This window comes from Enterococcus sp. VV15 (genome assembly GCF_005236045.1).
Taxonomy (GTDB): Bacteria; Bacillota; Bacilli; order Lactobacillales; family Enterococcaceae; genus Enterococcus_B; species Enterococcus_B durans.
On record NZ_QPTY01000029.1, the window covers coordinates 18479 to 30766 of the forward strand.

At 38.6% G+C, this 12288-nt stretch carries 7 protein-coding genes; 1 reads left to right on the top strand and 6 read right to left on the bottom strand.

The features are described 5' to 3' along the window. Nucleotides 1-781: 781 nt before the first annotated feature. The 5 genes from DVW83_RS10560 to DVW83_RS10585 form a co-directional block, all read right to left on the bottom strand. Nucleotides 782-2944, bottom strand: coding sequence for a peptidoglycan D,D-transpeptidase FtsI family protein (locus DVW83_RS10560; RefSeq protein WP_104661958.1), 2163 nt, complete (start codon nt 2942-2944; stop codon nt 782-784). A 272-nt stretch (nt 2945-3216) separates the two neighbouring features. Beyond that, nucleotides 3217-4065: a MurR/RpiR family transcriptional regulator gene (locus DVW83_RS10565; protein ID WP_104661957.1), complete on the bottom strand. Its 849-nt coding sequence runs from the start codon at nt 4063-4065 to the stop codon at nt 3217-3219. A 183-nt stretch (nt 4066-4248) separates the two neighbouring features. Continuing rightward, on the bottom strand, nt 4249-6189 hold the full coding sequence (gene thrS, locus DVW83_RS10570) for a threonine--tRNA ligase (RefSeq protein WP_104661956.1): 1941 nt from the start codon (nt 6187-6189) through the stop codon (nt 4249-4251). A 325-nt stretch (nt 6190-6514) separates the two neighbouring features. Next, complete coding sequence (locus tag DVW83_RS10580) at nt 6515-6694, bottom strand: 2-hydroxymuconate tautomerase (RefSeq protein ID WP_002287649.1); 180 nt, start codon at nt 6692-6694, stop codon at nt 6515-6517. A 122-nt stretch (nt 6695-6816) separates the two neighbouring features. Then, nucleotides 6817-8601: a heavy metal translocating P-type ATPase gene (locus tag DVW83_RS10585; protein WP_104661955.1), complete on the bottom strand. Its 1785-nt coding sequence runs from the start codon at nt 8599-8601 to the stop codon at nt 6817-6819. Between the two features lie 200 nt (nt 8602-8801). Here DVW83_RS10585 and helD point away from each other — a divergent pair, with 200 nt between their 5' ends. Beyond that, nucleotides 8802-11078, top strand: coding sequence for an RNA polymerase recycling motor HelD (gene helD / locus DVW83_RS10590; protein ID WP_104661954.1), 2277 nt, complete (start codon nt 8802-8804; stop codon nt 11076-11078). A gap of 145 nt (nt 11079-11223) precedes the next feature. On the opposite strand, the gene DVW83_RS10595 is transcribed toward helD, so the two are convergent. Next, nucleotides 11224-11862, bottom strand: a complete 639-nt coding sequence (locus tag DVW83_RS10595; RefSeq protein WP_104661953.1) for a hypothetical protein — start codon at nt 11860-11862, stop codon at nt 11224-11226. Nucleotides 11863-12288 lie beyond the last annotated feature (426 nt).

Below are 12288 nucleotides of genomic sequence, written 5' to 3' on the forward strand. Positions count from 1 at the left end.
AGGTATCACTTAAAAGATTCGAATCGCCTCTTGCTTGATCAATCGATCGTATTTAAAACATCCTATTTAGGTAGTGTTACACAAAAGACGCGCATCTCATCAAAGGCTTCTGGCGAAGTTCAAAAAGCCATGCTGGACTAACGAAAGATCTAGTCTCAGTAACTAGTGCCCTCAAATGAAATCAGAGGAACAACCATCAGTCTCTTCGCTTTTCACTCACGAAATCTCAGGTAATGAATAGCACCTTTCCTTGAGGCTGGGACAGAAGTATTTAACTCCGAGAAATAAGAAGGAGTTACTTCTGCTCCCACCGTTTATTCGTTTTTAAAGAATGAGACAAAAGTGTTTCTTACTTTTGTCCCACGCCCTTGGATCAAACGCAAATTATCCCTTGGTCGATTATTTTTTTGGATCAATAAAAAAATGGACCAATCAGCTCGATCAAAACGCTAGAATCAATTCGTTTGAGTCTGCGAGAAAGCGAGCTGTGGCCCAAATTCGTTTCGACGATTTTATCCAAGATATTCATCAAGAAAGGCATATCATATTTCATAATAGCTGACAAAATCTTGTAAACATCCTACAGAAATATATTGCATACTGTCATAAAATCATTTTTTTATAGTAATGTTGCCATTTAGGAAGAAGCGTTGTGTTACATCCCAAATGGCAACTGATGAAATGATTTTTGATTTATTCCATTTCATATTTTGACCCTTTTGATCTTGGATAAACCAATATATAAGAGGTTTGTTGTAGTTGAATAGCTACAGATTGAAGGTTAATTTTGTTTATTAGCCATAAACATATCATAGTAAGTATCCATGATTTCTTGAGCAATCGTCAAATTCATATGGTCTTTTTCATCCAATAGATTTGGTAAAACTACACTGATAGCTATCTCAGGATTATCGGTTGGACCATAGGCTACGATATTACTGTTAACTGTTGTGATATCAGGATGCCCTTCTGCCACTGTTTCAGCTGTACCAGTTTTGGCAGATAAATCCATTTTTGCGTTAGCCAGAGGTTTAGCTGTCGTATACCCATCCGTTCCGTGAACGACTTGATGGAATCCTTCACGAAGAATGGACATTTCTTCCGCAGTAATATCTACATTGTTCGCTACTTTTGTTTCGATTTCTTTTTTTACTTCTCCTAGATTGCCATCTGCATCATTGCCGTAGATAGCTTTCACTAGACGAGGTTCGATTCTTTTTCCACCATTCGCCACCGTAGACGCATACTGTGCTAATTGGATCGGCGTGTACGTATCAAACTGACCGAACGCAAGATCGGTGAAGTTACCCGGTGAATACCATTGTGCGCCGTTGTCAGAATTGAATTTCTTCATAAAATCGACTGAACGGGAGATACCGGCAGATTCATTTGGCAAATCGATACCTGTCGTTGTGCCCAAGCCAAATTCTTTAAATGCTTTACGTAATTCCTCATAGGCTTTTGCTTCCTCATCAAGAGAAGGTAAGCCCATGTTAGGTGTATATTCCAAGCCAAGCATTTTTAATGCGACTTTGATCATATACGTATTTGACGATAATTCAAGGGCCTTTACTGCATTGATAGGTATTTGTCCACTGCGGTTGAAGACCGAACTTTTCTCAGCAGAACCCTGCAGTTTGATTGGTTCATCCACCAATACTTGATTGCCGGCAATCGCCGCTGTTTGCCAACCAGCGGTCAAAGTTCCTGCTTTGACAACAGACCCAGGTGTGAATGCACTTGTGATCGTACCCAAAGCATTTTCTGTCAGTTCATTCGACCCTTCTTTATGACTGAAACCTGTCATTGCCAATACTTCCCCAGTTTGAGGATTCATCGCAACTGCGTAAGCACCCGGTGAATATTTCGCTTTCCCATTATTGACTAGTGTCTGATAATTATTTTTTAAGATGTCCTCCACTTTTGATTGGAATTCTGCATTGATGGACAACATCAAATTAGACCCTTTTTCGCCAGCAAAGATTTCTTTTTTATTTGTGACATTTCCATCACTGTCTAAAGTTACTTCGTATTGTGTTTTTGTACCTTGTAAGACATCTTCATATTGTTTTTCAAGGTAACTTTGACCAACTCGATCATTACGAGAATAACCTTTGGCTAGATACTTATCCGCTTCATCCGCTGGCAGTCCTTGTTTTTCTGTAGTAACACTACCTAAAATACTTTTTAATGAGTCTGCCGCATTGTATTGACGTGTCCAATCCGTTCCAGTTGAAACGCCTGGTAACTCTGAAGCGTGTTCCGCTACGACTGCAAGTTCTTGGTCAGTCACCCCAGTATTTTTGATAAATACTGTATTCAATTCGTAGGCACTATTCATGCGTTTAAAAATCGTTGCAATTTTTAATTCTTCTTCATTGAATTGGATTTCATCTTTTGTGACCTTGTCTACAGTTGCACTGTATTGCTCACTAGTTTCCAACTGCTTTTCTTTAGCGGAAAGTCGTTCCGTTGCTTCTTTCAAATGTTTAGGATCAGCCAACCAGAAATCTTTTTTATCCCGTTCGGTCAAATTCTCATCCGCTGGAACATCGATCAATTGATTGAGTTTCGTTGCTACCTCCAGCAAATCTTTTGACGTGACTTTTGTCCCTCTTGTAAAAGTAATCGCTTGATTTGCTTGATTTGTCACTAACGCCTTTCCAGTTGAATCATAGATCATTCCTCGAGGAGAACTTGTTTGGATCGTCAAGGTAGATGAAGATTTGACTTTTGCTTCCATCTCTTCCCCATTGACGATTTGCAGATACCCCAGTCGAGCAATCAGCGCTACGAACAATGTAAATATAATGAAAAAAAGAAAATTTAAGCGAAAAGGCACGTGGGAACGGCGAAATGGTTTGTTTTTTGGTTCCTGTGTCCCTTTTTTTATTTTATCCATCCAAGAATTGTTCATAAATTTTTTCATAAAATCTTTCATCATCCCTATCCTTTACCTACTTACATTCACGATTCATTGTACCTAAATTTCTGAAATTAAAAAAGAAAAAAAGTTATGCTAAAAAAATTCTTTAACGAAATCCAAGATAAAAGTCTCCTTTTGTTTCACAAAACTAAATTACGTCACAAATACAAATAATTCAAATCGTTAAAAAACAGAGCTTTTTTAATAATTTTCGTTCTGATTTCCGTGAAACACAACAAGCGCTATTTTTACTGTGGAAAACTACCTGTTTTTCTATTATTTTCGCACAATCATAGTTTCGACTCAAAATAGCCTTTGATTGCTTGTCTTGTTTTTCCAACTTTTTCGCTCAACTGTTCATTTTTTGCCATATACAAATAAAAAATAATATCGATTGTCACGAATTGAGCTAACAAGGAATTCGTTGCTGCACTTCGGTTAGTAATTTCTTTTGGTCTGGAGGTTTGGATGACGACATCTGCGATTCTGCTTAAATGGTTGGTTCCAAATTGTGTTAAAGCAATTACTGGAATACCCAAGTCTTTAGCGATCTCCCCTACTGCAACAACGTCTGCAGTGTTGCCAGAATTGGATATCAGCCACAGCACTTTTTTCGTTTCATTACTTACCAACTGAGGGAGTAGCACATGGATATCTTTTTCAAAGATGATCGGTTTTCCGACCCGTGACCATTTCTGCACGATGTCTTCCACCACAAGAGAAGAAGCTCCTACACCATATAAAAAAACTGTTTCTGCACCTTCCAAACTTTGAACGACCTCTTGGATTTTTTCTTCTTTCAAGACATCAACCGTCTCTCTGATCGCCACTTGCGCATTATTTCCTAATTTATTTTTGATCGAATAAAAGGATTCATTCGGTTGGATGTCGCTAAAGCCTTCATCGATACCTGTTTGGAGTTCTGTCGAAATATTTATTTTAAAATCAGTCAAGCTTTGATAGCCGATTTTTTTAGAAAATCGAACGACTGTTGAGGCACTTAATCCAGCTGATTCAGCTAGTTCATTGGCCGTCATCGTTGGAATTTTTTCTACATTGTTGATAATATAATCTGCAAGTTTTTTTTCTGCAGAGGAATACTCTTCCATCATGCTTTTGATATGGCTAATAACGCCCATAGATCTCACATCCTTTTCATCTTACAGTCTATGTAAGTATACCATATCTAAGCTTTTTGAGCGGCACAGCAATGTATAAAATTTCTTTAGTTTTTGTCTAAATATTCCTTGTAGTCACTAGTGGAAAAAAACAGCAGAGTAAGACAAATCGTCTTCTCTGCTGTTTTTTTGTCTACTATTTGATTAGCCTTCACGACTATAGTTTTGTACTTCTGCAACAATTGCATCTACAAAGATGTTCAGATCTTCTACAGATGTTTCTTTACTACCGTATTTACGGATATTTACTGTTGCATCCTCTACTTCTTTATCTCCTACAACCAATTGGTAAGGGACTTTTTGTGTTTGAGAAGCACGAATCTTATACCCCATTTTTTCATTACGGTCGTCTACTTCTACTCGCAAGCCTTTCATTTGAAGGCGTTCTTTGATTTCATAAGCGTAGTCACTGTGTGCATCAACTGAAACAGGAATGATCGTTGCTTGGATCGGTGCCAACCAAGTTGGGAAAGCTCCTTTGTATACTTCTGTTAAATAAGCAACAAAACGTTCCATCGTTGAAACGATTCCTCGGTGGATAACCACTGGACGATGTGTATTTTCACCATCTTCTCCTACGTAAGTCAATTCAAAACGTTCAGGCAACAAGAAGTCTAATTGGATCGTTGATAATGTTTCTTCTGTACCTAGTGCTGTTTTGACCTGAACATCTAGTTTTGGTCCGTAGAAAGCAGCTTCTCCTTCTGCTTCAAAATAATCAAGTTCTAATTCGTCCATTGCGGCTTTAAGCATTACTTGTGCTTTTTCCCACATTGCATCGTCATCAAAATATTTGTGTGTATTATTTGGGTCACGGTAACTCAAACGGAAACGGTAGTCTGTAATATTGAAGTCTGCATAAACAGCAACCATCAACTCAAGCGTACGTTTGAATTCGTCTTTGATTTGATCTGGTCTTACAAATGTATGCCCATCATTCAACGTCATTTCACGGACACGTTGCAAGCCTGACAAAGCACCTGATTTTTCATAACGGTGCATCATTCCAAGTTCAGCGATACGAATTGGTAATTCACGATAGGAATGGATCGCGTTTTTGTATACCATCATGTGGTGAGGGCAATTCATCGGGCGAAGAACGAGCATTTCACCGTCACCCATATCCATTGGTGGGAACATATCTTCTTGGTAATGATCCCAGTGTCCAGATGTCTTATACAGTTCTACATCCCCCATGATCGGTGTGTAGACGTGTTGATAGCCTAAGCTGACTTCTTTATCAACGATATAACGTTCGATCGTACGGCGGATCGTTGCGCCTTTTGGCAACCAGAAAGGTAAGCCTGATCCTACTTCTGGCGAAACCATGAATAAATCTAATTCTTTTCCTAGTTTACGGTGATCTCTTTCTTTTGCTTCTTCACGAAGGCGGATGAATTCTTTTAGTTCTTTTTTATCAAAGAATGCTGTTCCATACACACGTTGCATCATGTGATTATTTGAATTTCCGCGCCAATATGCACCAGCAACTGATAATAATTTGAATACTTGGATACGTCCAGTTGAAGGAACATGTGGTCCACGGCATAGGTCGATGAATTCACCTTGTTGGTATGCAGTGATTACTTCATCTTCTGGTAATTCACTGATCAATTCAACTTTGTAAGGGTCACTTGCAAAAATATCCAACGCTTCTTGTTTTGAAAGGACACGTCGTTCGATAGGTAGATTTTCTTTCACGATCTTCATCATTTCTGCTTCGATTGCTGGAAGATCTTCTACACTGATTTGGTTTTCTCCGTTGTCTGTGTCGTAATAAAAGCCTGAATCGATTGCAGGTCCTACACCAAAATGAATATTTGGATATAATCGACGCATTGCTTGAGCCATCAAATGTGCTGCAGAGTGACGGACTAAAGATAGTGCATCTTCGTGGTCTGGTGTAACGATCTCGATTGTTGCATCTTCTTCAATCCCGCGATTCAAGTCAACCAACTGTCCGTTGACTTTACCAGCTAAAGCTTTTTTAGCTAAACTTTTTGAAATACTTTCGGCGATTTCAGCAGTAGTACTGCCAGTCTCAAATTCTTTGACTGCGCCATCTGGAAAAGTGATCTTTATCATAATAAATAGCCTCCCTTAGATTTTTGATTGATCGAGAACTCCAACAAAAAAATCCTAGCATCTCATAAACAAGATACTAGGACGAAAGATTCGTGGTTCCACCTAATTTCGAACGTCAATACGTTCCTTAAGCGTTATAACGGTACGACCGCCTCTGTTTCGACAAAGGTTTCGAAAGTGGTCATCCTTTGGTTTTCTTCTGGAAAAGTTTCAGCCTAGCTTTTCCTCTCTTATCGAAGACTCTCAAATTCAGTTGGCTTTCTCATCAATCAACTATGTGTTTATTTAACCACTAATAAAAAGAAAAATCAAGTAAGTACATGACTTATTTTTTCCATTCACCATTTACGCCATATGTTCCTTTTTTCATTTCATTGATGATGACATGGATGTGCTCTTTTGGCGCTTGCGTATTTTTGTGGACTGCTTCCGTGATATCTTTCATCATATTTTCAAGTTGTTCTGGACTACGTCCTTCTACTAATTCTACGTGTACGAATGGCATTGTATCGTCTCCCTTATGATTGGTCTTGAAACTGTATCTTTGTTTGAAACAGATTTTCTACCACTTGATAATACCGCAAAACAAAGGAAGTGAAAAGAATTTTCTATACTTTATCTATCACTTCACCTGTCACTTCTCGCTCTTAATGCACTGAGGATCGATACTGTATCGACCACTTCTTGGAGTACTGCACCAAATAAAGCTGGGATCACACCCATACTTGCAACGAGCATCAAAAAGACACAGATAAAGATACCGATCAATACCGATTGCTTGGCAACCTGCATCGTTCTTTTCGAAATCATCACTGCTGTCGTGACTTTCGTTAGATCATCTTTCAATATGACTGCGTCAGCACTTTCACTAGCAGCTGTCGATCCATGGGCACCCATTGCTACCCCAACATCTGCGATGGCAAGAGCAGGTGCATCATTGACGCCATCTCCCACCATCGTAACGGGCCGATCTTTTTCAGGGATTTGTTCCAAGATCTTCAGCTTGTCTTGTGGCAAACAACGTGCATGGATAGATGTCAGACCTACTTCTGCTGCGATTGATTCAGCGATCGCCTGCCCATCTCCTGTGATCATCATAAGATCGGAAATACCAAGTTTCTTTAATTCTTGAATCGTCTCTTTTGCTTCTGGACGAAGGGTATCTGAAAAAAGGATCGTGCCTGCAAATTGACCGTCAATAGCAACATAGATCGCTGTTTTCGTTGTCTGAACTTCATTGGTGCCAATAAATGAAGCTCTCCCGATTTTCACTTGATGATCGGCTACAATCGCTTGTATCCCTTGACCTGTGATTTCCTTCAAATCACTTACAGCTAACAATTGATCGTGAGGCACCTTTTTTAGTAAGGAGCGCGCCAAAATATGACCTGATTCCTGCTCGGCACTTGCAGCGTAGATCAACAAATCATCTTCTGTAATGGTTGGCTCTGGGTGGATCTCAGCGACTTCAAGGAAGCCTTTTGTGATCGTCCCCGTTTTATCAAAAGCAACTGTTTTGGTACGTGCTAACTTTTCAATAGTCGTCCCAGTCTTCACAACTATCCCATTTTTACTAGAACGGCTCATTCCTGCGACTAGAGCAATTGGTGCTGCTAAGATCAATGGACAAGGGGAGGCTACAACTAACACCTCTGCAAAACGCAACGGATCTTTGCTTAACCACCATGATATCCCACCAATCAAATAGGCTATCAGTGTAAACGGAACTGCATAGCGGTCTGCCAATCGAACAAAGTGAGCCGGTTTTTCTTTTGATTCTTCCACTAATTTTATGATCAGTTGATACTGACTGTCAGCTGCTCTTTTTTCGATCTGCATCTGGATCGAGTCATTCCCATTGACTGATCCAGACATCAATTCATCGCCGACGACTTTAGTGATTGGTTTCGCCTCACCAGTCAGTGAAGATTCGTCAAATTGAGATTCTCCTTTTACTACTCTTCCATCTGCCGGAACGATTTCTCCTGGCTTGACTACGATAATGTCATTGATTTCGATCGAATCAACAGCAATCTCTTTTAGTTTTCCATCTTCCAGTTTATGAGCTGTGCGAGGAGTACGATCTAATAAAGATTGTAGTTCTTTACTTGCCTTTTTATTGGCATAGTCTTCCAAGCTATCTCCACCAGTCAGCATGACTAAGATCATCAGACTTGCCCAATATTCCCTTACGATCAACGTGGCGACAATTGCTGTAATTGCTAAGATGTCGACACCGTATTTGCCAGAACGTAGGGTTTTTATCATTTCAAGAAACATAAAAAATGCTAAAAAGCCTCCAGTGACTGCAATGATAAGATAGGCAATCTGCGGTTGTTTAAAAATAAATTCACTGATCAGCGCAATAATACCTATAAAAACAGTTAATAAAAATTTCTTAAAATGTGCCATGTTCTCACTCCTCTATAGAGTATAGAATACCGATTCCTCATAACTTTGTGAATTATTTATTCTTAAATGAAAATAACTATCACTCTCATCCCCTATTATCAAAAACAACTTCTTCTAATCAATGGACAAAGGTACCTTTTTTTCAGCTTTTGTGCTATACTTTTAATTCGTTATTTACGGCGGAAGGAGCACATAAAGAAATGAATGAAAGACAACTAGAACAACAGCATGTGGATGAAACGACTCACTTGATCCAACTTGAACAAAAGCTGCTGGACAATAAACAACAAACGCTCACACAGGAAATGAATGATTCCACGAAAGAGACTGCTATCCATAAGATCCGTGCCGGTTCAAATGAATCTTTTTATGAGTCAGCTGTTGAATACCGCCAACACGAGCAAGAACTACTTTTAAAATACCATACACTCGAAGCACAGCAAAAACGTCTGCAAACCCTAGCGGTAATGAAAGAGAACCCTTATTTTGCACGTATTGACTTTAAAGAAGAAAGTGAAGCTGAAACCCTATATTTAGGGATTGCTTCATTACGAGATCTTACAGAAGAAACGATCGTGATCGATTGGCGTGCGCCTATCGCAAACCTTTATTATGAAGGAGAAATCGGCCCTGCCTTTTATGAAACCGATACTGAAAAGATCAATGTTGATTTATTATTGAAACGCCAATTCAAGATCGTAGATGGGAAAATCGTTTCGATGGTCGATACCTCTGAAGTGATTAATGATGATTTCTTACTAGAGATTTTAGATGATGCATCAAGCGCGCATATGAAAAATATCGTTTCCACCATCCAAAAAGCACAAAATGCCATCATTCGTGATACACAAAGCAAAGTCATGTTGATCGAAGGTATCGCCGGTAGCGGGAAAACATCTGCTTTACTACAGCGCATTGCTTTTTTACTTTACCATAATCGAAAATGGCTTGAAGCTGAAAATGTGCTATTGTTTTCACCAAACCATCTTTTTTCAGATTATATCTCGACCGTCTTGCCTTCTTTAGGTGAAAGCGGCGTTCCTACGCAAACATTCAAAAGCTATTTAGACCAATTAGTCCCTGAGTTCACTTTATTGGAAGAAGATCAGCAGGAAGCTGGATTTTTATCTGGTGACAAAGATCCAGTCAAAACGTTAAAAAGCGGTTTGACGTTGATTGATCACATTGATGCGTATATCGAAACGATCACAAATTACGGTCCTCTGTTTCGTGATATGAAAATCAATGGACGCACCATTCTGTCAAAAGAATCGATCCGCACCTGGTATCAAGAAACCAATGAACTGTTACCATTACATCAACGTATTTCGCTCTTACAAACAAAATTACTAAAAAAATTGGGTGGATTACAAAAAGACGAAACCCGTCAACAATGGGTCAAAGATCTGGCAGAAGAACAATTACAAGAGTTATATGCGACTGATCCTAATCTAGAATACACCGAGCAAAAAGAGCGCTCTTTACGTAAAAAACTAGCAAATCAAATCGTCAAAAAACGATTCCGCCGTATCTATCGCGGAATCATGAATTATCAATTCGTCAATATTACGAAACAATACCTACATTTTATCCAAACAATTCCAGAAATAGTTTTGGCAAAGAATCACATCAGTCCACAAATGTGGCAAGAACATGCAATGCGTCTAAAAGAAAATCTACGTCAACGTTACTTGCAGCAAGAAGATGCTGTCTTATTCTTCTTGTTGATGCGCAAAGTGTATCCAGTCTCCGCCACACAAAAAGCACGCTATATCTTCATTGATGAAATGCAAGATTTCGCTCCTGCACAGGTGGCTCTTTTACAGGCGGTTTATCCGAAAGCGAATTTAACATTTTGTGGTGATTTGAATCAAAATGTTTTTGGTAATGAAACGATTACAGGTTCACTTGATCAATTATTTAAAGAGCAGGAAGTCACTCATTTCCAATTAACGACGAGTTACCGTTCGACAAAAGAAATCACTGATTTTGCTAATCACTTTTTGTCAAAAGAAGACCATGTGGAAACAACTGCTCGCAAAGGAGAGCTCCCAGTCATTGTGGACGGCACTTCCTTAGAGGCTCGCTTAAATTGGCTGTCTGACTCACTTGAGCAAGCACAAGAAAAAACACGTTATTGGCGAACGGCGATCATTGGAAAAACGCAAGCCGAATGCGAACAGCTCTATGAGCAACTACCGAGTGTCCTAAAAGAAAAGATCCAATTGATCTCAAATGAAACAGACTTCATGAAACGACAAATCGTTTTATTGCCTGCTTTCTTAGCAAAAGGATTAGAATTCGATCGTGTATATCTCTGGAATATCGATCAAGAAAACTTTTTCTCAAGTCAAGATAAGTTAGTCCTTTATACGATGTGTACCCGCGCAATGCATGAATTGAATGTGATGACATCTGAAACTAGCCCACTGATTGAAACGATGCCCTCTGCGCTTTACACTAAAATAGACTTATAAGTAGAATAGACGAAGAGCATGGAACAAAAGTAAGAAGTCCTTTTGTTTCACGCTCTAAATACAAATAAACTGCGATAACGGAAATATTCTTTTGAAAATAAATATTTCTGTTACCGCCTCTATTTGTTTTTTAGGAGCACAGAAATCAAACCATGAGTTCGGTGTCCGGATATTTTAATTTAACTAAAGAGATGATCATTCGCAACTCTTCCATGTTTTCAGGATATTCTGGATCAAACAGCTTACTATGACGACCAATTCCACCATTATCAATCAAGCGATAAATTCGATTCCATTCGATGAATTGCTCAAGCGTCTGAAAATTACTGAGGGGGTAACCGCCACTGTCAAGAATCTCTGATACTCTAAAAGCTAGATAGGCACTATCGATCACCTTTGCTTTTTTTAAATCATACTTTTCATTTTTTTCGATCAAGATTTTCCCCGGTTGATGTTTAAGGCTCCATTCCAATAACCGAAAAAAAGCTTCCATTCGATAATCCTCTTCAAATAATTGATAAGCAGAATCTGAACGTCGAAAAAGCAGAGGAATCAAATAATTTCTTTTGTATATCAACATGGGTGCACGATCCACCATACACTCTAGATAACGATTGAGATACCCAGTTCCGACATAGTTCCCTAAGCAGTAGCCTTCTACCCCATAACGTGCATATTTCTGTGCCAATTTCGAACAATCTGCTACATTCACAGCTAGTTCTTCGATTTTCTGGTAACCGCTTAAAATACGTTCAAAAGGCTCTAAACTAATTTTTGCTTCCATACTCTTCCCCGCCTACATCCACATTACTATGTATCATTTTTTCAAATAATACTTATAACATAATAATAACACAGGACTAAAAAGAATAGAAAATAAATCATACGAAATTACGACAGAAAGTTGCGTTGTAATATATGTTCGCTCCTCCTTGAGCAAAAATATAAGACTTCTCTTTTATTCTTACGTATTTCATTTTTTTAAACGTCACATCTGCTCTTTTACATAAAAAAAGAATGTGGCCCAAATCTAAAAGTCAGTTTTGGCACGGACGCTCGAATAAATGGCGCCCAAAAGTCAGGTTTTTTCGGAAATGTCAAAAAAAAAAAAAAAAAAAACCACCAAAAAAAAAAGCGTATTTTTATTTTTTAAATAAAATTTAAAAAAAAAAAAAAAATTTTTTATACAAAAATTATATGATTAAAATTA

What these genes read in the sequence shown, in the direction of transcription:
- DVW83_RS10560 (WP_104661958.1), bottom strand. Translation starts at nt 2,944, where the DNA reads ATGATGAAAGATTTTATGAAAAAATTTATGAACAATTCTTGGATGGAT.
- DVW83_RS10565 (WP_104661957.1), bottom strand. Translation starts at nt 4,065, where the DNA reads ATGGGCGTTATTAGCCATATCAAAAGCATGATGGAAGAGTATTCCTCT.
- thrS (WP_104661956.1), bottom strand. Translation starts at nt 6,189, where the DNA reads ATGATAAAGATCACTTTTCCAGATGGCGCAGTCAAAGAATTTGAGACT.
- DVW83_RS10580 (WP_002287649.1), bottom strand. Translation starts at nt 6,694, where the DNA reads ATGCCATTCGTACACGTAGAATTAGTAGAAGGACGTAGTCCAGAACAA.
- DVW83_RS10585 (WP_104661955.1), bottom strand. Translation starts at nt 8,601, where the DNA reads ATGGCACATTTTAAGAAATTTTTATTAACTGTTTTTATAGGTATTATT.
- helD (WP_104661954.1), top strand. Translation starts at nt 8,802, where the DNA reads ATGAATGAAAGACAACTAGAACAACAGCATGTGGATGAAACGACTCAC.
- DVW83_RS10595 (WP_104661953.1), bottom strand. Translation starts at nt 11,862, where the DNA reads ATGGAAGCAAAAATTAGTTTAGAGCCTTTTGAACGTATTTTAAGCGGT.